The organism is Pseudarthrobacter sp. W1I19, assembly GCF_030817835.1.
Taxonomy (GTDB): domain Bacteria; phylum Actinomycetota; class Actinomycetes; order Actinomycetales; family Micrococcaceae; genus Arthrobacter.
In genome coordinates this window covers 2,818,232-2,838,212 of sequence record NZ_JAUSZR010000001.1, presented here as the reverse complement: position 1 = coordinate 2,838,212, position 19,981 = coordinate 2,818,232, and the positions used below count along the sequence as shown (strand labels likewise).

General features: G+C 65.2%; 19 protein-coding genes. 14 read left to right on the top strand and 5 right to left on the bottom strand.

Going from position 1 to position 19,981, the window contains the following annotated elements:
- Positions 1-177 precede the first annotated feature (177 nt).
- Entirely contained in the window at positions 178-687 is a 510-nt protein-coding gene (rbfA, locus tag QF038_RS13330) for a 30S ribosome-binding factor RbfA (protein ID WP_307610566.1), read from the top strand.
- 76 nt (positions 688-763) lie between these two features.
- Here the strand turns inward: rbfA and QF038_RS13325 are convergent, their stop codons facing one another.
- Complete coding sequence (locus QF038_RS13325) at positions 764-1,912, bottom strand: ScyD/ScyE family protein (RefSeq protein ID WP_307610565.1); 1,149 nt, start codon at positions 1,910-1,912, stop codon at positions 764-766.
- 176 nt (positions 1,913-2,088) lie between these two features.
- Here QF038_RS13325 and QF038_RS13320 point away from each other — a divergent pair, with 176 nt between their 5' ends.
- Positions 2,089-2,571 carry a nucleoside deaminase gene (locus tag QF038_RS13320; protein WP_307610564.1) on the top strand — a complete coding sequence of 161 codons (483 nt, stop codon included), beginning with the start codon at positions 2,089-2,091 and terminating at the stop codon, positions 2,569-2,571.
- A 2-nt stretch (positions 2,572-2,573) separates the two neighbouring features.
- Positions 2,574-3,011, top strand: coding sequence for a thioredoxin (gene trxA / locus QF038_RS13315; protein ID WP_307610563.1), 438 nt, complete (start codon positions 2,574-2,576; stop codon positions 3,009-3,011).
- A 32-nt stretch (positions 3,012-3,043) separates the two neighbouring features.
- Here trxA and QF038_RS13310 read toward each other — a convergent pair whose 3' ends face one another.
- Positions 3,044-4,210: a pyridoxal phosphate-dependent aminotransferase gene (locus QF038_RS13310; RefSeq protein WP_307610562.1), complete on the bottom strand. Its 1,167-nt coding sequence runs from the start codon at positions 4,208-4,210 to the stop codon at positions 3,044-3,046.
- Between the two features lie 114 nt (positions 4,211-4,324).
- Between QF038_RS13310 and truB the strand changes: the two genes are divergently transcribed.
- From truB to QF038_RS13260, 10 genes are all read left to right on the top strand, one after another.
- Complete coding sequence (gene truB, locus QF038_RS13305) at positions 4,325-5,329, top strand: tRNA pseudouridine(55) synthase TruB (RefSeq protein ID WP_307610561.1); 1,005 nt, start codon at positions 4,325-4,327, stop codon at positions 5,327-5,329.
- A gap of 2 nt (positions 5,330-5,331) precedes the next feature.
- Entirely contained in the window at positions 5,332-5,685 is a 354-nt protein-coding gene (locus QF038_RS13300; protein ID WP_307610560.1) for a hypothetical protein, read from the top strand.
- Positions 5,686-5,707: 22 nt separating this feature from the next.
- A complete protein-coding gene (locus QF038_RS13295) occupies positions 5,708-6,166 on the top strand; it encodes a hypothetical protein (RefSeq protein ID WP_307610559.1) in 459 nt (152 codons plus the stop codon).
- A 131-nt stretch (positions 6,167-6,297) separates the two neighbouring features.
- A complete protein-coding gene (locus QF038_RS13290) occupies positions 6,298-7,281 on the top strand; it encodes a bifunctional riboflavin kinase/FAD synthetase (RefSeq protein WP_307610558.1) in 984 nt (327 codons plus the stop codon).
- A 75-nt stretch (positions 7,282-7,356) separates the two neighbouring features.
- A complete protein-coding gene (gene kynA / locus QF038_RS13285; RefSeq protein ID WP_307610557.1) occupies positions 7,357-8,211 on the top strand; it encodes a tryptophan 2,3-dioxygenase in 855 nt (284 codons plus the stop codon).
- Positions 8,208-9,476, top strand: a complete 1,269-nt coding sequence (kynU, locus tag QF038_RS13280; RefSeq protein WP_307610556.1) for a kynureninase — start codon at positions 8,208-8,210, stop codon at positions 9,474-9,476. The genes kynA and kynU overlap by 4 nt, the downstream gene beginning before the upstream one ends.
- Positions 9,477-9,695: 219 nt before the next feature.
- Positions 9,696-9,965 carry a 30S ribosomal protein S15 gene (gene rpsO, locus QF038_RS13275; protein WP_056338389.1) on the top strand — a complete coding sequence of 90 codons (270 nt, stop codon included), beginning with the start codon at positions 9,696-9,698 and terminating at the stop codon, positions 9,963-9,965.
- Positions 9,966-10,208: 243 nt separating this feature from the next.
- Positions 10,209-12,470 (top strand): polyribonucleotide nucleotidyltransferase, encoded by a 2,262-nt coding sequence (locus tag QF038_RS13270; RefSeq protein WP_307613476.1) that lies wholly within the window; start codon positions 10,209-10,211, stop codon positions 12,468-12,470.
- A gap of 125 nt (positions 12,471-12,595) precedes the next feature.
- On the top strand, positions 12,596-13,939 hold the full coding sequence (locus tag QF038_RS13265; RefSeq protein WP_307610555.1) for a pitrilysin family protein: 1,344 nt from the start codon (positions 12,596-12,598) through the stop codon (positions 13,937-13,939).
- Between the two features lie 156 nt (positions 13,940-14,095).
- Positions 14,096-14,614 (top strand): DUF1579 family protein, encoded by a 519-nt coding sequence (locus tag QF038_RS13260; protein ID WP_307610554.1) that lies wholly within the window; start codon positions 14,096-14,098, stop codon positions 14,612-14,614.
- Positions 14,615-14,682: 68 nt separating this feature from the next.
- Here QF038_RS13260 and QF038_RS13255 read toward each other — a convergent pair whose 3' ends face one another.
- The 3 genes from QF038_RS13255 to moaA all read right to left on the bottom strand — a co-directional run bounded on the left by QF038_RS13255 (position 14,683) and on the right by moaA (position 18,171).
- Complete coding sequence (locus QF038_RS13255; protein WP_307610553.1) at positions 14,683-16,596, bottom strand: HNH endonuclease signature motif containing protein; 1,914 nt, start codon at positions 16,594-16,596, stop codon at positions 14,683-14,685.
- 181 nt (positions 16,597-16,777) lie between these two features.
- Positions 16,778-17,044, bottom strand: coding sequence for a MoaD/ThiS family protein (locus QF038_RS13250; RefSeq protein WP_307610552.1), 267 nt, complete (start codon positions 17,042-17,044; stop codon positions 16,778-16,780).
- Positions 17,045-17,049: 5 nt separating this feature from the next.
- Positions 17,050-18,171, bottom strand: coding sequence for a GTP 3',8-cyclase MoaA (gene moaA / locus QF038_RS13245; RefSeq protein WP_307610551.1), 1,122 nt, complete (start codon positions 18,169-18,171; stop codon positions 17,050-17,052).
- Positions 18,172-18,438: 267 nt separating this feature from the next.
- On the opposite strand from moaA, the gene QF038_RS13240 reads away from it, so the two are divergent.
- On the top strand, positions 18,439-19,965 hold the full coding sequence (locus QF038_RS13240) for a molybdopterin-dependent oxidoreductase (protein WP_373461643.1): 1,527 nt from the start codon (positions 18,439-18,441) through the stop codon (positions 19,963-19,965).
- Positions 19,966-19,981 lie beyond the last annotated feature (16 nt).

Genomic DNA, 19,981 nt, shown 5'->3' with positions numbered 1-19,981 from the left:
CGACAGGCCCGATGCCACTCCCAGGCCGCCGGAAAAGATCCAACGCAGGTCCGTCGCTGGCTCGCCTGAAGTGCGTGGCAACTAGACCCTGGCACGTGGCACATAACTGAAACGCTCGACGTCGGCCCACTGCCGCCGTCGTACGTCCCAAATTTTTTCTTCTTATAGGAGTTGTTCATGGCTGATCCGGCACGTGCTGCCAAGTTGGCGCAGCGGATTAAGGTTGTTGTTGCTGAGGCCCTGGGCCGGAAGGTTAAGGATCCCCGGCTGGAGGGCATTACTGTTACTGATGCCCGGGTGACCAATGATTTGCAGCATGCCACTGTGTACTACACCGTTCTTGGCGACCAGGCTGTCCAGGCTGACGCTGCCAAGGGCCTGGAGAAGGCCAAGGGTGTGCTGCGCCAGGAAGTGGGGCGCAACCTCACCATACGGTTGACGCCCACCCTTGAATTCATCTCCGACGAGATCCCCGTCATCGCCTCCAACCTCGAGGAGTTGCTCCGCGAGGCCAAGAAGCGTGACGCCGAGGTGGCCGCCCTCGCGGCGCAGGCCCGGCATGCCGGGGACCCTGATCCCTACAAGACCGATGCGTCCGGCGATGTGGACATCGACGAAGACGACTTCGACGAGGAGGACCTCGACCTCACCGATGCCGAGGAACTCGACGAAGACGGCCACAAGTAGCAACGAAGGCAAGGCAGCAGAAGGCCCGGACCATATGGTCCGGGCCTTCCGTTTCCCGCAAGACTGCTGTCAGTGGCTAGTCGACATGGATCCGGACCACTTTGCCGGCAAATGGCCCTGCTGGAGGAGGCGCCCCCGGGCCCGCCGGTGCGCCGGACAGCGCGTCAACCGTGGCGTACAGGTGTCCGTCCTGGAATTCGACGGCGGCCGGCTGGTTTACTGTCACGAACTCAGACCGGTGGTCTCCCCAGCAGCTGAACTTCAGGATGTTGCCGCCGAAGAGCGAAGCCACATAGATATCGCCATTGTCCGCGATGGCGAGGCCGGTGGGTGTCAGGATGTCGTCAACCCAGAGCTTTGTCTCACCGGTCCACCGGTTGACCTTGAATATCGCGCCGCGTGCACCCAACTCCGGGCTTTCCGGGCCGCCGGGCAGTGACGTCACATACAGCCAGCCGTCAGGGCCAACCTCCACGTCCGTGGGAACGGGCTCGAAAGCGTACTTTTCACCAGCAACGCAGGCCGGCACACCAAGGCCACCCTCCGCCTCTGGACGGGCAGCGCTTTCGGGAATAACCGTGCGCCGCGGAGGCAGTACTGCCAATGTGGAAATGTGGCCGCTCTCGAGGTCGACTTCCAGAATGGCGTTGGCGCCCGCGTCAGCCACATACGCCTTGCCACTGCGTATTGCCACACCGTAGGGATGCGAATCCACCGTCCCCTCGTAACGGGCGGGCGGGAACTCGGGCCAGTCTTTCAGGCATTCGTCTGAGACGTCGTCGCCGAAGCCGTAATGCTGATCACCGTCGGGGTTGTGCTTGCGTTCGTAGTTGGCCAGGTCCGCGATGGTCCGGACATCTCCGTCGTCGTCAATGGACTTCAGGTTGCCTTGGAGATTCTCGGGGATGCCGACCCCTGCGCCCACGCTCTCCACGAAGTACGTGGTTCCGTGCCGCATCTCGACGCCCCCAACGTCCCAACCCTCCTTGGCCTGATAGAGGGTAGTAGTGGTGCGGTCGTCGTTGACGCGGCTAAGGAGGCCAGCAAAATTCTGGGTGACGAGGATCGATTCCTCCGCATCCACGGCCAGGCTCAAAGGTGCTGCCAGGCCCTCGGCCCGCGTGCGCGGCGTCGGTTCGTCACTGGATCCCGCAGCGGCAGGCCCGGCGGGCAGGACTAATGCCGCGGCAGCAATACACGCGGCGACTGGAAACTTTATCTTCATTGGGTACTCCGTGATTTTTGGCCTTGGGAGCCGGGGAATGGAGTGGACGGGAGGACGGGCAGGGAACTCCCGGCCTAAGACTAGGCCTGTACCCACGGGTAGTTGCCGGGGAGCTGCCCCCTAATCCGCCCCCTATTTCGTCCCCTAATACCAACCCCTTTGGCTAGGATCGAGCTATGAACCAAGCGGACCAGGGCGCTGCAAACCATTACCTCGAAAGGGCCGTGGCCCTTGCCACCCGAAACGTTGCCGACGGCGGCGGTCCCTTCGGGGCCCTGGTGGTGACCAAGGACGGGCAAGTGCACGAGGGCGTCAACCGGGTCACCCGCGACAACGATCCCACCGCCCACGCCGAAGTGGTGGCCATTCGCACGGCAGCTGCCGCCATTCGGAACTTTGACCTGCGCGGGGCAGTCCTCTACACCAGCTGCGAGCCGTGTCCGCTGTGCCTGGCGTCGGCTCTCTGGGCAAGGATTGACCGTGTCTACTTCGCGGCGGACCGCTATGGCGCCGCGTCCGCCGGCTTTGATGATGCCATCTTCTACGACTACTTCTCCGGTGCACGTCCCGAACTGCTGCCGGTCAGCAGGGGCGATGTGCCGGCGTCGGACGCCCCGTTCCTTGCTTGGGGCGCGCACAAAAGCAGGAAGGACTACTAGGCATGGACGCATCCCTCATCAAGTGTCCCCACTGCGGTAAAACCAACCGGGTCCCGGCCAATGCGGCGGGGCGGCCACGCTGCGGCAATTGCCACGGCGGATTGCCCTGGATCGTAGACGCCGGCGACGCCGATTTCGGCACGGTGGCCGAACAATCGCCCGTTCCGGTGCTGGTGGATTTCTGGGCTGACTGGTGCGGGCCGTGCCGCATGGTGAGCCCGGTCCTGGACAAGCTGGCCCGCGAGCGCGAGGGGGCCGTCAAGCTGGTCAAGGTCGATGTGGACAAGAGTCCGGGCCTGTCCCGGCGGTTCGACGTGCAGGCCATCCCCACGCTGATGGTGATCGTTGACGGAAAGGTGGCCGCCCGGCAGGCGGGAGCGGCACCGGCGGAAGTGCTCCGCACCTGGCTGGATGGTGCGCTGGCTGGAACGCGGCGCTAACAGGAAACTGTTAGAGTCGCTGAATACCTGCGTCATACCCGTTCGGGAAGCCTGGACACGCCCTCCAGCAGTTCCTCCCGCTTGCCGCACAACGCAATCCGCACCCAACCCTCGCCAATGGAACCAAAAGCCGTCCCGGGCGCGAGGGCAACGCCGGACTCGGCAAGGAAGCGCCGGACCCATGCCCGGACGTCGCCGCCGCTCACATGCGAGACGTCCGCCCAGAGGTAGAACGCGCCGTCGGCCTTCAAATAGGGAATGCCCTTGGCATCCAGCACGGCAGACGCGGCGTCCCGGTTGGCCCGGTAGTGTTCGTGCGCGTGCCGGACGTAATCGTGGGGTCCGGTAAGGGCTGCGACTGCTGCGTACTGTGACGGCGATGCCACGCACGAGACGATCGACTCCATCACGTTGTTCATCTTCTGCTCCAGCCCTGGCGGGCAGACCAGGGCGCCGATCCGAAGCCCCGTGAGGCCGTACGTCTTGGACAGCGTCAGGGACGTGAAGACACGCGCGTCGCCCGACAGTCCGCCGTCGAACCTTGCCGGACTCACGTGCGGCACGTCGTAGGTGAACGCCTCGTAGCACTCGTCCGAGATCACCCACAGATCGTGGCGCCGCGCCAGCTCAACAAGTTCCCTCGTAAGGTCTTCCCCGAGGACCGCGCCCAGCGGATTGGACGGGGAATTCAGGACCAACACCCGGGTCCGGTCCGTGATGAGCGCCTCGATATCTTCGGTCCTGGGTTGGAATCCGTGCTCCGGGTAGAGCGGGTAGCCCACCGGGACGGCGTTCAGGAGCCGGCTGGTCATGGCAAACGTGGGGTAGCCCGGGTTGGGTATCAGGATCTCGTCGCCGGGGGAGAGCAGCAGGCTCATGGCAAGGTGCAGACCCTGCTGCGCGCCCGCCACCACGTACACCCGGTCGGCACCGATGCTGTTGTTGTGGCCGGTGCCCATGCGTTCCCGGAAGCGCGCCGCAAACGCCTCGCGCAACGCCGGAATGCCCGCATTGGGCGTGTAGTTGGTTTCGTCCCGGTCCAGGCAGGCGATGCCGGCGTCGAGGATGTGGCGGGGGAGCGGGAACCCGGGCTCGCCAATGCTGAGGACCAGGGCGCCGGGGGTGCGCCACGCAGCCTCAGTGATCTCGCGGATCTGGTTGACGGGCACGTCGCGGACATGGGCGGCAAGCTCAGGCATGCCTGCCATCCTAACCGGCTCCCTACAGGACAACTCCGGCTGCAGGGTTCAGCCGCCTGCAGGACCCGCAGAGTGTGGGCCGGGGCCGGGACCAGCGCCGATATACTGGGAAGCGTGCTTTCTGGACTGGTGATAGTGGACAAACCGCAGGGATGGACCAGCCATGATGTGGTTGGCCGGATGCGGCGCATCGCCGGTACCCGGAAAGTAGGGCACGCCGGCACCCTCGATCCCATGGCCACGGGCGTCCTGGTGGTGGGCATCAACAAAGCCACCCGCCTGCTCACCTACATTGTTGGCACCTCCAAGACGTACACCGCCACCATCCGCCTTGGACAGTCCACCGTGACGGACGACGCCGAAGGTGAAGTGACTGCCACGGCTTCCACTGCGGAGGTGGCTGAGCAGGCAATTCACGACGGCGTTGCCGCCCTTACCGGTCAGATCCAGCAGGTGCCGAGCAGCGTCAGCGCCATCAAGGTCAACGGCGAACGTGCCTATGCCCGCGTCCGCTCCGGGGAAGAGGTCAAGCTCGCGTCACGCCCGGTCATCATCCACCGGTTCGAAGTGCACAGCATCAGCAGGGACGCTGCGGCGGACGTGGTGGATCTGGACGTCACCGTTGAATGCTCGTCGGGGACCTATATCCGTGCGCTGGCCCGCGACCTCGGCAACGCACTGGGCGTCGGGGGACACCTCACAGCCCTGCGGCGCACGCACGTGGGGCCTTACTCCCTGGAGCAGGCGCGCACCCTCGAAGAGCTTGCCGAAGAGCTCAACGTCCTCGACATGGCCGACGCCGCCCGGGCGCTGATGCCCAACCGCGAACTCAGCCCCGAGGAAACCACGGAGATCTCCTTCGGCCGGCGGATCGCTGCCGGCGCCGCCCCCGGCAGTTCAGCCGCAGCCACTGCCGAACATCCCGCCGCCGCCTTCGCCCCGGACGGAAGCCTGGTGGCACTGCTGGCCGACGCCGGCAGCTTCGCTAAACCCGTGTTGGTGTTCGCGCCCGGGACCGGCGGACCCTCAAACGGGCCGGGCAACTCCGACAGGCCGGGCACCACCGACGGGCCGGGCAACTCCGACGGGCCGGGCACCGGCACTTCCGGGGCGGCCTGAGCGTGGACGCGTACTTCTACATCATTCTGGTGGTGGGTTTGATCTCCACCGGGACCTGCCTGGTGGCCGGCATCTTGAAGAAAGCCCCGAACGACGTCACCATCCTCTCGGTGGCGGCAGTTGAGGTGGCACTGCTGGTGTACCTGGTGGGATCCATCGTGCGGGTCATTGCCGGCGAGCCCATCGCGGGGGAGGCCTGGGAGTTCTGGGGCTACCTCGCCACCGCCATGCTCCTGCCGCCGGCCGCCGTCTACTGGTCCATCCTGGAACGGACCCGGTGGAGCAACTTTGTCCTGGCCGCTGTTGGCGTCACCGCACTGGTGATGGCCGCCCGAATGAACCAGATCTGGTACTGAAGTGGAAGAAGAAGCACCAAACGTGAAAAACCAGAACTCCGCAGCCCCTGCCAGGGGCGCAGCCACCAGCACCGCGGGCGCAAAGAACACCCGCAACACCGGGCCGGGACGGTTGCTGATCGCGGTCTACGCGGTCTTCGCCATTTCAGCCACCGCGCGCGCCGGATACCAGATCCTCACCAAGTTTTCCGAGGCGCCGCTGGCCTACCTGCTGTCCGCCTTCGCCGCACTGGTGTACGTGGTGGCCACGGTGTCCCTGGCCAAGGCCGGCAGCACATGGTTCAAGGTCTCTGTCGCCGCGGTCCTGGTGGAACTGGTGGGCGTGCTGGTGGTGGGCGCCCTGAGTGTGTTTGACTCCGTCCAGTTCCCGCATGAGACCGTATGGTCGCTGTTTGGCCGTGGCTACGGATTCATCCCGTTGCTGCTGCCCATCCTGGGCCTGGTGTGGCTGTACCGCCGCCGGCCCTCACGGAACGCTTGACCGCCAAAGGCCGGATCCCCGGAGCCGGCCCTTGGCAAAACCGCACCGCTGAGTGCGGGTAATCTTTAGAGAGTTCGGTGGCCGGTAAGGTCCTGAACGTTGATACTTGCACGCAGTTAAAGGCGAGGGTGATGGTCTACATCTGGAACGATCCGTCCGAGGTCCCGGCGGACTTCGGCCCATCTGTTGTCACCTTCGGCAACTTCGACGGCGTCCACCGCGGCCACCAGCAGGTGCTGTCCGAACTGATCCGGACCGCCAGGCTCACCCGGTCCAAATCCGTGGCAGTCACCTTTGATCCCCACCCGGCCCTCATCCACCGCCCTGAGTCCGCGCCTGAACTGATCATGGGCCTTGAGGACAAGCTTGAGGCGCTGGGGGAGCTGGGTTTGGACGCCATCCTGGTGATGAAGTACTCGCTGGACCTCGCCAGCCTCACTGCCGAAGAGTTCGTTGAGCAGTTCCTGGTGGACTGCCTGCACGCCAGCCACGTGGTGATCGGCCATGACGCCCGGTTCGGCCGCGGCAATTCCGGTGACCTGGACACCATGAAGGCCCTGGGCGGGAAGTTCGGCTTCGACGTCCAGGTGATCAGCGAGTTCGGCTCAGAGGGCTACCCCCTGCATAACGACGACGGCACTGACCGCCGCTGCTCCTCCACCTGGGTACGCGAAGCCCTTCAGGAAGGGGACGTGGCCACCGCGGCCGCGGTGCTGGGCCGTTCCCACCGGATGCGCGGCGAAGTGGTCCACGGTGCTGCCCGCGGCCGCGCCCTCGGATTTCCCACCGCCAACCTCTCCTCCAATGCCAGCGGACTCATCCCCGCCGACGGCATCTACGCCGGCTGGCTGGTGGACCAGGCCGGGACACGGTGGCCCGCTGCCATCTCCGTGGGATCCAATCCCACGTTCGACGGCGTGAGCCGGCAGGTGGAAGCACACGTGATCGACCGCCCGCATGAAGCGGTGGAAGACTTCGATCTGTACGGCCAGACAGTAGTTGTTGAATTTGTGGCCCGGCTCCGGGGCATGGTGGCTTATCGTGGGCCTGAGGCGCTGGTGGACCAGATGCGCCTGGACGTGGTCCAGGCCCACGACCTCCTGGCCAGGCGCTGACCGTCCGCACGCCAAGCACAGGCTGGAATTCCAGCCAAGCCGCAGGCAACAAGCGCAGGAGCGAAAGGCAGCACCGTGTCCGTTGAGAAGAACACCAGGAAACTGGACGAAGGTATTGTCCGCGATTTCAGCTCGAGGATGAGCTACGCCTCCTACCTGCAGCTGCCAACCCTGCTCAGCGCGCAACACCCGGTCAGCCGGCCGGAACACCATGACGAATTGCTGTTCATCATCCAGCACCAGACCACCGAGCTGTGGCTGAAGCTGGTACTGCATGAGCTGCGCAGCACCGCGGCGTGGCTCCGGGCCGACGACCTTGGTTCGGCGCTCAAGGGCATCGCCCGGGTCAAGCACATCCAGAAAACCCTCACCGAACAGTGGTCCGTGCTGGCAACATTGACGCCAACCGAGTATTCGCAGTTCCGCGGTTTCCTGGGCCATGCCTCGGGATTCCAGTCCAGCCAGTACCGCGCCGTGGAGTTCATCCTCGGCAACAAGAACGGCAAGATGCTGTCGGTCTTCGAATCCGATCCCGACGCCTACGCCATGCTGGAGCAATTGCTCAATGCGCCCAGCATCTACGACGAATTCCTGGCCTACCTGGCGCGGCAGGGCTTTGATGTTCCCGGGTCCGTGCTGAAACGGGACGTCACCCAGGCCCACGAATTCACTCCTGAACTCGTTCCGCTGTTCAAGCACATTTACGAAAACGCTGCCGACAACTGGGCTGCCTACGAGGCCTGCGAGGAACTGGTGGACCTGGAGGACAACTTCCAGTTGTGGCGGTTCCGGCACCTGCGCACTGTGCAGCGGACCATCGGCATGAAGTCGGGGACGGGCGGGTCCAGCGGTGCCGCATTCCTGCAGAAGGCACTGGAACTGACGTTTTTCCCGGAATTATTCGCGGTCAGGACGGAGATCGGTCAATGAGCATCCAGCAGCAGCCCGTGGCAGGAAACGCAGAAAGCGCGGACGCATCCCTGAAGCAGCGCGCTGCCGGGCTGGACCGGCAGGACCCGCTGGCGCACTACAGGAACCTCTTCATCGGCACTGACACCCCGTTGTCCTACCTGGACGGGAACTCGCTGGGCCGGCCGCTGAAGCGGACGGTCGAGGACATCGGCGCTTTCATCCGGGACGGCTGGGGCGGCCGCTTGATCCGCGGCTGGGACGAGGAATGGCTGGAGCTGCCGCAGGCCATCGGCGACCAGCTGGGCCGGGCAGTGCTCGGCGCGGCTCCCGGGCAGACCATCATCGCCGATTCCACCACCGTGGTCCTGTACAAACTCATCCGCGCAGCCCTCGCCGCCGTTTCCGACCCGGACCGGAACGAGCTGGTACTGGACACCGAAAACTTCCCCACTGACCGCTACCTTGTCGAGGGCATCGCCCTCGAGGAAGGCCTGACGCTCCGCTGGATCGAAACCGATCCTGCCGCCGGGGTGACCGCTGACCAGGTGCGCCAGGCGGCGGGGCCGCGCACCGCCGTCGTACTTTTGAGCCACATCGCCTACCGTTCCGGCCATTTGGCAGACCTGCCGGCCATCACCCAAGCAGTGCACGACGCCGGTGCGCTCGTTGTGTGGGACCTGTGCCATTCCGCGGGGTCGGTGGAGCTGGACCTGGACGGTGCCGGCGTGGACTTTGCTGCCGGCTGCACGTACAAGTACCTCAACGGCGGGCCGGGGTCGCCCGCGTTCGCCTACGTCAACCAGCGCCACCTTGCCTCGCTCAACCAGCCCATTTGGGGGTGGATGGGGCGCAAGGATGCGTTCGAGATGGCGGCCGGGTATGAGCCTGCCCCCGGCATCCGCGGGTTCCTCAGCGGGACGCCCGCAATTTTCGGGATGCTCGCCATGCGCGGCACGCTGGACCTCATCGAAGAGGCAAGCATGGCTGCCATTCGGGAGAAGTCCGTACAGTTGACCACCTTCGCCATCGAGGTCTTCGATGCCTTGCTGGCCCCGTTGGGTGTGGAGCTTGCCACGCCGCGGGGAACGGGGGAGCGGGGCAGCCACATCACCCTGGACCATCCCGCCTTCAGCAAGGAGACGGTGGCGGCGCTGTGGGATGACGACGTGATCCCCGACTTCCGCGCCCCGCACGGCATCCGCGTGGGGCTGTCGCCGCTGAGCACCAGCTTCGAGGAAGTCCTGCACGGGATTGCGGCGATCCGCGACCGGCTGCTGCGCTGACACTCAGACTGCCACGGCTGACGGGCCCTGTTTCGACAAGATTGGGACGGGGCCGGTAAACTGGACGATGGATCCGGCTGCAGTCCGTGGCGGCTGGCTCCTGTTGCATGCAGCACTGCCCGGGATTTCCAATTGGGAGATTCCTGGTCCGGCTGCAAGCGGCAGACCCGGCAGTGAGTTTCTGACCTGGGCCCTCACGGCACATCCCTAGGAGTTATTGTGGCACTTGACGCCGCTGTAAAGCAGTCCATCATCAAGGAATACGCAACCGTAGAAGGCGACACCGGTTCACCGGAGGTCCAGGTTGCAGTCCTGACCCAGCGGATCAAGGATCTGACTGAGCACATGAAGGAGCACAAGCACGATTACCACACCCAGCGCGGTCTGCTGGCCATGGTTGGTCGTCGCAAGCGCATGCTGAGCTACCTCAAGAAGACCGACATCGCCCGCTACCGTTCGCTCATCGAGCGCCTCGGCCTGCGCCGCTAGTCGGACTTAGGGGCGGCCCTTTCCATCGAGGAACGGGCCGCCCTCTTCAAATGAAAAATTAAACAGGAGGATCAACCGCATCACGCATTCGCGGTCCTCGGTAGTGATCCCCGGGAACGGCTTCGTTGACAGAAGCCGGCGGCCCGTGGGTCTCGATCGATGACCGGGTGCAGGGCCAGTAGACAGATGCTGGCCGGGTTGATGCGGCTGGACTTCCGTCAAACAGAAACGGAGGTGACTCTCTTGGAGGGTCCCGAAATCCAGTTCTCGGAAGCAGTCATTGACAATGGCCGTTTCGGCAAGCGCGTAATCCGCTTCGAAACCGGCCGCCTTGCCATGCAGGCAGCCGGCGCAGCCATGGTGTACATCGACGATGACACCGCACTGCTGTCCGCAACTACTGCCGGCAAGCACCCGCGTGAAGGCTTTGACTTCTTCCCGCTGACGGTCGACGTCGAAGAGCGCATGTACGCTGCCGGCCGCATCCCGGGCTCGTTCTTCCGCCGTGAAGGACGCCCGTCCACCGAAGCCATCCTGGCCTGCCGCCTGATGGACCGCCCGCTGCGCCCCGCCTTCGTCAAGGGCCTGCGCAACGAGGTCCAGATCGTAGTGACCGTCCTGGCCATCAACCCGGACGAGCTCTACGACGTGGTGGCCATCAACGCTTCCTCGATGTCCACCCAGCTTTCCGGCCTGCCGTTCTCCGGCCCCATCGGCGGCGTCCGCGTTGCCCTGGTCGCCGACGAAAACGGATCACAGTGGGTTGCTTTCCCCAAGCACTCCCAGCTGGAAAACTCCGTCTTCAACATGGTGGTAGCCGGCCGCGTTGCAGGTGACGACGTCGCCATCATGATGGTTGAAGCCGAAGCAACCGACAACTCCTGGAACCTCATCAAGGAACAGGGCGCCACCGCCCCCACCGAAGAGGTTGTTTCCGAGGGCCTCGAGGCTGCCAAGCCGTTCATCAAGGCACTCTGCGACGCCCAGGCGGACCTGGCTGCCCGCGCAGCCAAGCCCACCGTTGAGTTCCCGGTCTTCCTGGACTACGAGGACGACGTTTACGCCGCTGTTGAAGCCGCTGCCGCCGACAAGCTGGCTGCAATCTTCCAGATCGCGGACAAGACGGAGCGCAACGACGCTTCGGACGCGCTGAAGGACGAAGTTACCGCTTCCCTGAGCGCCCAGTTCGATGGCCGGGAGAAGGAGCTGTCCGCAGCATTCCGCTCGGTCACCAAGCAGGTTGTGCGCCAGCGCATCCTCAAGGACCAGATCCGCATTGACGGCCGTGGCCTGACGGACATCCGCCAGCTCACCGCCGAGGTCGAGGTTCTGCCCCGCGTTCACGGTTCAGCCATCTTCGAGCGCGGCGAAACCCAGATCATGGGTGTCACCACACTGAACATGCTCAAGATGGAACAGCAGATCGACTCGCTGTCGCCGGTGAAGACCAAGCGGTACATGCACAACTACAACTTCCCGCCGTACTCCACCGGTGAGACCGGCCGCGTGGGCTCGCCCAAGCGCCGCGAAATCGGCCATGGGGCCCTGGCTGAGCGAGCACTCGTGCCGGTCCTGCCGTCCCGTGAAGAATTCCCGTACGCCATCCGCCAGGTTTCTGAGGCTCTCAGCTCCAACGGTTCGACGTCGATGGGTTCCGTCTGCGCCTCCACCCTGTCGATGCTGAACGCCGGTGTGCCCCTGAAGGCCGCCGTCGCCGGTATCGCCATGGGCCTGGTCTCCGACCAGGTGGACGGCCAGACCCGCTACGCAGCCCTGACCGACATCCTTGGCGCTGAAGATGCCTTCGGCGACATGGACTTCAAGGTTGCCGGTACCTCGGAGTTCGTCACGGCCATTCAGCTGGACACCAAGCTCGACGGTATTCCCGCCTCAGTGCTGGCAGCGGCCCTGAAGCAGGCCCGCGAAGCCCGCTTGCACATCCTCGAGGTCATCAACTCGGCCATTGACACCCCGGACGAGCTCTCCGAGTTCGCACCGCGCGTCATCGCCGTGAAGATCCCCGTGGACAAGATCGGCGAGGTCATCGGCCCCAAGGGCAAGATGATCAACCAGATCCAGGAAGACACCGGCGCCGACATCTCCATCGAGGACGACGGCACCGTCTACATTGGCGCTACCAACGGCCCGTCTGCAGAAGCAGCACGCTCCGCCATCAACGCCATCGCGAACCCGCAGGTCCCGGAAATCGGCGAGCGTTACCTGGGAACGGTCGTCAAGACCACCACCTTCGGTGCCTTCGTGTCGCTGACCCCGGGCAAGGACGGCCTCCTGCACATCTCCGAGCTGCGCAAGCTGGCCAACGGCAAGCGCGTGGACAACGTCGACGACGTTGTCTCGGTGGGCCAGAAGGTCCAGGTGGAGATCACCAAGATCGACGACCGCGGAAAGCTCTCGCTGGCCCCGGTGGTTGCCGAGGAAGAAGGCGCCGAGGTGGAGACCGAGCGCGCCCACACCACCGAACCTGCTGAAGGCGCTGACGTCTAACAGCTCCGGCTTGCGGGCTAAACCCGCAGTACTTGCATGAATCGGCGGGGCCGGTGGATGATCCACCGGCCCCGCCGCTGTTACGATGGCAGCCAGATCCCGGCTGCCCCTTTTGAAAGGCCTCAATGACTGTTGTACCCCTGCCGCTTGAGCAGAACCACCGCGGCGACACCCTGGTCCACGGTTCCGACGGCGGCTCCGAGGTCCGGCGTTCCGTGCTGCCCGGGGGAGTGCGGGTCCTGACGGAGGCTATGCCGGGGCAGCGGTCTGCGACCATCGGTTTCTGGGTTGGTGTGGGTTCCCGGGACGAGGCTCCCGGACAGCACGGATCCACGCATTTCCTGGAGCATCTCCTGTTCAAAGGGACAAAGCGCCGGACTGCCCTTGAAATCGCTTCCGCCTTTGACGAGGTAGGCGGTGAATCGAACGCAGCAACTGCCAAGGAAAGCACCTGCTACTTCGCCCGCGTGCTGGACTCCGACCTGCCCATGGCCATCGACGTCATTGCGGACATGATCACCGGGGCGGTGCTGGACCCTGCGGAGATGGAGCAGGAACGGGACGTCATCCTTGAGGAAATCGCGATGGACAGCGACGACCCCACCGACGTCGCACACGAACACTTTGTCTCAGCCGTACTCGGCAACCACCCCCTGGGCCGGCCCATCGGCGGCACGCCCGATGCCATTAAGGCTGTGGCCCGCGACTCCGTGTGGGAACACTATCAGCGGTATTACCGGCCCGATGAACTGGTGATCACCGCTGCCGGGGGCCTGGAGCACGACGTCGTCTGCAACCTTGTGGTAGATGCCCTCGAGTCTGCGGGATGGTCACTGAAGGCAGACGCCGCGCCCGTCGACCGTCGTTCCACGGACCGGGCCCTGATCACCGGGACCGCAGGTCTCCACGTGGTCAAGCGGGCGGTGGAGCAGGCGAACATCATCATGGGCTGCCCCACCATCGTTGCCACCGACGAACGCCGCTATGTCATGAGCGTCCTGAACGCCGTACTGGGTGGAGGCATGTCCTCGCGCCTGTTCCAGGAGATCCGAGAGAAGCGCGGCCTCGTTTACTCCACGTATTCCTTCGCGTCCTCCTACGCCGATGCCGGGTACTTCGGCATGTACGCCGGATGCACCCCCTCGAAAGTGCGCCAGGTCCTGGACCTGCTGGCCATCGAGTTGGAGAAGCTTGCCGAGCATGGAATTTCCGACGACGAGCTCCGCAAGGCCGTAGGCCAGCTCGGTGGCGGCATCGTGCTGGCCCTCGAGGACACGGGCTCGCGGATGTCCCGGCTGGGCCGGGCCGAACTCGTCTCTGGTGAGTACCAGGACATCGACGAAACGCTGCGGCTCATCAAGGCTGTGACGGCCGAGCAGGTCCAGGACCTTGCGGCGGAGCTGGCTGCGGCACCCCGGACTGTGACTGTTGTGGGACCCTTTGAAGAGACCGAGACTTTCGGGCTCTAACCAGGCAAACGGCGGACCGGGCCGGAACAGCTGGATTTGGCACCAACAGCTGGATTTGGCACCAACGGCTTGATTCAGCAGGAACGGCTTGATTTAGCGGGAACGGCAGGACCTGGCCGGTAACCGGGCAAGGGCTTAGCTCTGGAGGTGAGGGATGTGGAACGGACTCCGTCCGGCCGCGCCCCGCGGGCCCTGGCAGGATTCCTGGGCCACTGGCGCGGGAGCACCCGGTTCGCCTCCGGTGCCTGGGGGCCTGAACGGACAGTCGATGCCGAGGTGACGTACACGCCGGTAGCTGGCGGATCGGCGGTGGTGCAGAGTTATAGCCACCGGGAACCGGACGGGACGCACTTCGAAGGCCACGGAATTTTCACTGTCGATCCGGATCACCAGGACGTTTTCTGGTACTACGTAGACAACGCGGGCCCGGCACCGGCGGCTGCGGCCCGCTGCACATGGCACAACGGAGCCCTGCGCGTGGAGCGCCGCGGCGGTGCCGGTTGGACCCGCCATACATTGCGGGTGGATGGCGACGTGCTGACGCATGTGACGGAGCTTCGTACCCGTGGCGACAAGGCCACGGGGGACAGCGGGATGCACGAGGAAGCGGGAGTGGCCGACGGGACGGGCTCTGCCTACGTCCCGTTTATGACCTCCTCGTTCCAGCGGAGCTGACGTTTTCAGAGCAGGTTCGGACTCCAGAACAGCGTCGGACTTCAGGCGACTCCCGATTGCCGGCGGCTTCAGGAGTTGACCATGTCCCACTCTCGTTTCCGCTGCCACTCTTTGAGCGGGTCTTTGGGCAGTTTTGGCGGGTGGGCGTAGAAGTCGTCCCAGATGGGATCGTCGGGCGAGAAGTCGTGGGGATCTTCAAGGTTGTCATCGACTGGCTCTTCAAAGGGTGAGTCGACGTCCAGGGAGACCATGGATCCAGGTGCTTCCGTTGCGGGTGGATCTTGCGCAGGCGTCAGGAATCCGGCCGTGTCGGTTGCGCGGGTCAGTAGGCCGGGTGGCCATTGGGGTGGTTCCCGATCGGGTTGTTCGGCTTTGTAGTGTCGGCCGGTGGGTGAGGTCCAGCCGGGTGGTTCGGTCTTGGTGGCTGGTGTGGGTTCCCAGAGGCTGTTGTGTTTGAGGTGGTGGTGTTTGGGGCACAGTTGGGCCAGGTTGCTGATCCCGGTGTTGCCGCCATCCTGCCAGGCTTGAAGGTGGTCTATCTCGTTGTCCAGGGATGGGTTGTTACAGCCGGGGAAGGTGCATTTTCCGTCTCTGACCTGGAGTGCTTTTTTCATGGCTTTGGTGAGGCGGTAGTTGGTGCGGCCAATTTCCAGTGGTGCCCCGTCGCGGGGGTCGACGAGGACGCGGTAGAAGGAGGTGGCTCCGTTGGCGAGGAGTTTGCGGGCCATGGACGCCGGGATCGGACCAAAACCGTCCAGGTGTGCCGGTTCGTCGGTGAGGCCGAGCAGGGCGACCATCGGGACGGTGACTAGAACGTCGGCCCTGGGGACCCGGACGTTGCCTATTTCGCTGGACCGGGTGGTGCCGCTGCCCTCGTGCTCTGCGGTGCCAGCAGGGACACCCTCGTCGGAGGCGCCTGTGCTGGCAGCAGGATCCTGGTGCTGGTCGGCAGTGGCCAGGGCAGCCAGACCGATCGCGTCACGGGCGCCGTCTTCGGCTTTGTGCGTGTGGCTTTCACTGGACTTGCCTGCAGCCGTGTTGCCTTGGCCGGGGTTGCCTTCCCCCGGGTTTCCTTCGCTTGTGGTGTTTTGTCCTGTGCTGGGTCCGGTGGTGCGGGTGAGGGCTGGGCCGGCGCTGAGGAGCAGGCTGGCGGCGATGTCGGGGCGGAGTTGGGTGATGGTCCGGGGTTCGTCGGGGCTTTGGAGGCCGCGGGCGAGGGCGGTGGTCCGGTTCCAGATGGCTGAGACCTGGTGTGCGGGGAGGTAGAGGGAGAGCCAGGCCATGCCGTCGCGGTCCGGGGTGCATTCCATCCGCCGGTCCGCGGCGCTTTTGGTGTGGCGTTTCTCGAGGGATTCGGGGTGGTGGCGTTCGCGCCAGTTACGGGCCCGGGACCGGAAGCGTCCGGGGACCAGGTCGCCGGCGGCGGCTCCGCGGGCCGGGTTGGGGTTCAGGACATGGGCCACGAGGGCGGCCGCTCCCGTGGGGCTGAGGCTGTCGGTTTCCTCGGCGATGATTTTGGCGTGCATCCAAGAGATGGTCCCGGCCGAAAGGGCGTCCATGGCCGGCGGCAGGGCGGTGAGCTGGCGGGATTGGGTGATGAGTGCTCCGGCGGCGGCGGAGCTGATGGTCAGGACCCCGGCGATTTCCTCCACCGCTGACATCTCCGCGTAAGTCCGCTCATGGACGGGTGCTTCCGGCGGGGTCATCGCGTGCTGGATCTCGATGGCCTCGGATGCGTCCCGGGCTTTGACGGCGGAGATCTGGGCTTCCAGCTGCTTCGTTACCGCCATCCGCTCCAACCGGATCTCGTACCGGCGCGGCAGCACATCCACAACAGTGCCGTCACTGCCATCGGCATCGGCATCGGCATCGGCGCCGGCGTCAGCTTCAAGCCGGGCATCTTCGAGGAACAACGCATCAAGCCGTGCAACGGAAGCATGAATGCCCTCCATCACTGCTGCCGGTCCCGCTCCGTTTCCCATATGAACATCATCCATCGAGGCACTGACATTCCGACGGGCATCGTCTAACGGCCAGACTGGCGCGGCGGGAAGCAGCGCGTCCGCGTTGATCTCCGAGCTTCCCGTGCCGTTTCCCATAGCAGCATCATCCATCGACGCACTGACATTCCGGCCCCGGCGAACCACTGCGAGGAAAGTACTCTTAGCCCCCAGCGAACGGAGGAAGCACGTCCACTACGTCGTCGGCCTTCAGGACAACAGCGTGGTCCCGCACGGCCACCTCATTAAGCAGGAAACTGCTCCTCGACAGGAGACGGGCCAGCGGCGGGGTTCCGGCAGGTGGCTCGGGCCGCTCTACTGAAAGCACAGCGTCCAGCAGGTCGGCAACAGTGGCGCCCGTCGCCAGCTCGAAGCGCTCTTCCTCCACGCCTGCCGCAGCGCGTGCGGCAGCGAAATATCGTACGTTCAAATGTTTCAGCCCCCGATGGCGCTCATGCTGCGGTCCGGCTGGACGAAGTCCGGAGCGTCAAGTCCTACGTGGTCCATTCCGTGAGCTTTTGGTTTGACCCACATGGCGTCCTGCCACCGCCGGGCGAGGGCGTCGTCGCTGGCGCCCGAGCGCAGCAGGCCCAGCAGGTCGAATTCCTCGCGCGAGAACAGGCAGCTCATGATCTTGCCCTCGGCCGTGATCCTGGTCCTCCGGCAGTCCGAACAGAAAGGTTCAGTCACAGAGGCAATGATGCCCACGGTCCCCAGCAGCGGGCCGGAATCAGACCCGGCCACCCGGCGTCGAACTTCAAAGCGTTCCGCCGGGGCGCCGTCGCGGGCGCGCGGATCCGGGCTCAAGACATAGTCACCCGACAGCAGTGAGCGGATCTCCGCAGCCGTGATCATGTTCCGCCGCGTCCAGCCATGGTCAGCATCAAGCGGCATCTGCTCGATGAACCGCAACTCGTAGCCTCGGTCCAGCGCCCATGCCAGCAGTGATGGCGCCTCGGCGTCGTTGATGCCGCGCATGAGGACCGCGTTGAGCTTGACTGGACCAAGCCCTGCAGCCCAGGCCGCGTCCACGCCAGCCAGCACCTGGTCCAGGAACGGCCGCCGGGTCAGCTTGGTGAAGGTCTCCTCGTGCAGGGAGTCCAGGGACACATTGATCCGGGTCAGGCCGGCCGCCTTCAACGCGGCCGCCTTCTTTGCCAGGCCCACGCCGTTGGTGGTCATGGAGATGGGCAGATCGGGATGATTGCTGCGGAGCGAAGCGATGATGTCCACGAGGTCGTGCCGCACCAGTGGTTCGCCCCCGGTAAGCCTCAGCTCGCGAACGCCCAGCTGCTCAACGCCGATCCGCACGATCCGCACGATCTCCTCCGCCGACATCACTGCCTGCTTCGCGAGCCACTCAAGGCCCTCGGCAGGCATGCAATAGGTGCAGCGAAGGTTGCATTTGTCCGTCAGGGAAAGCCTCATGTCCGTGGCGCGCCGGCCATACCGGTCGGCCAGCCCCGCCGGAGCATCGGCGGGGCGCGCACCGGGTACGGAGGGCAGCGCTGCCCCCGCATCTTCCCGTGGCAGGGGTATGCCTAGCTGGACACTCATGAATTCAGGCTACGCCACAATGGGCTCTGCATCACACCGTGACCGTGCGGGCGGGCACGGCAGAATCTGCAGCTCACCACCGGCGCCGCGGGTGGCAGGCGAACCTAAGCTGTAGGTGTGAACAGCTCCCAGCCACAGCATGCAGCGCACGACGGCGCGACGCGGCTTCCCAGGCGCCCGGCAGCGTCGCTGCCGCACGGGTCAGGTCCAGTGCGGCCGCCGCGGTGGGAGCCCTCCCTGCGGAGGGGATCGTGGCAGGCGCACCGCGTGTGGCTGGCGGCCGCAGCTGGTGCCGTTGCGGTGGGCAGCGCGGTGGTGCTTGGAGAACTTCTGGCCGGTATTTTCAGCCCGGCGCTGTCCCCCATGACCGCGGTTGGCGGCGCAGTCATCGATGCCGTTCCACCCGGTGTGAAGGACTGGGCTGTGGCGCTGTTCGGGACGGCCGACAAGCTGGCACTCCTGGCTGGCATGGCCCTGGTCATTGCTGCACTGGCCGCGATGGCGGGAATAGTTGAGGACCGCCGCCGCTTTGCCGGCATCGCCATTGTTGGCCTCTTTGGGCTGGTGGGGCTGGCAGCCGTCCTGACCCGGGCCCAAGCCAGCTTCAATGCAACGGCCTTGCCGGTAATCACCGCCGTCATTGCCGGTGCGCTGCTCAGGTTCCTGATCCGCCGGCTGCAGGAGTGGGCGGGCAGTGAGCACGCGCCCGAGGCGGATGCCGCGCCGGCCCGCCGTCGTTTCCTCCAGGCGCTGGCAGGCGGAGCTGCGTTCACCGCTATTGGCGGGGCGCTGGCATCGCTCTGGCGCGGCGCTGCAGCAGCCGCCAGCGAAGCAAGGAGCCGCGTGGCTCTGCCGGTACCCGCCTCAGCGGCGCCGCCTGTCCCGTCCGGAGCCGAAGCCGGCGTGGACGGAATGCAGCCCTTGGTCACGCCCAACCCTGACTTCTATCGCATCGACACCGCACTCACCGTTCCTGCCCTCGATCCGGATACCTGGGTCCTCAAAGTCACCGGGATGGTGGACAGGGAAGTTGAGCTGTCCTTCGCCGACCTCCTGGCCAAACCCCTGATCGAACGCCACGTGACCATCGCCTGCGTGTCCAATGAAGTGGGTGGGGACCTGATCGGCAATGCGCGCTGGCTTGGCTGGCCCGTCCGCGAATTGCTGGCACTCGCCGGGCCACAACCCGGCGCGGACATGGTGCTCTCAAGGAGCACGGACGGTTGGACCGCCGGCACGCCGCTCGAGGTCCTCACCGACAACCGGGATGCGCTGCTTGCTGTCGGCATGAACGGCGAGCCCTTGCCCCTGGAGCACGGATTTCCCGTCCGGCTGGTGGTCCCTGGTCTCTATGGCTATGTGTCCGCCACCAAATGGGTCACTGAGCTGAAGGTCGCCCGGTTTGCCGACGACGTCGCTTACTGGACTCCCCGCGGCTGGTCTGAGCGTGGACCCATCAAAACGTCGTCCAGGATCGATGTCCCGCGCGATGGCCGTGGAGTGAAGGCCGGAACCGTGATGTTCGGTGGCGTGGCGTGGGCGCAGCACACCGGGATCGGGAAGGTGGAGCTCCGCGTGAACCGGGGCGAGTGGCAGCCGGCAGAGCTGGCCGAAGGCATCTCGGTGGACACCTGGTACCAATGGAAGCTGGGCCTGGAGTTGGCAGAAGGCCAGTACGAAGTCCAGGTCCGCGCAACGGATCTGGCGGGCCGGGCCCAGGACGAACAACGCAGGCCGCCGGCCCCGGACGGAGCCACCGGGTTCCACACGATTAGAGTGGACGTGCAACCCTGATGGCTACCGAAGGCGG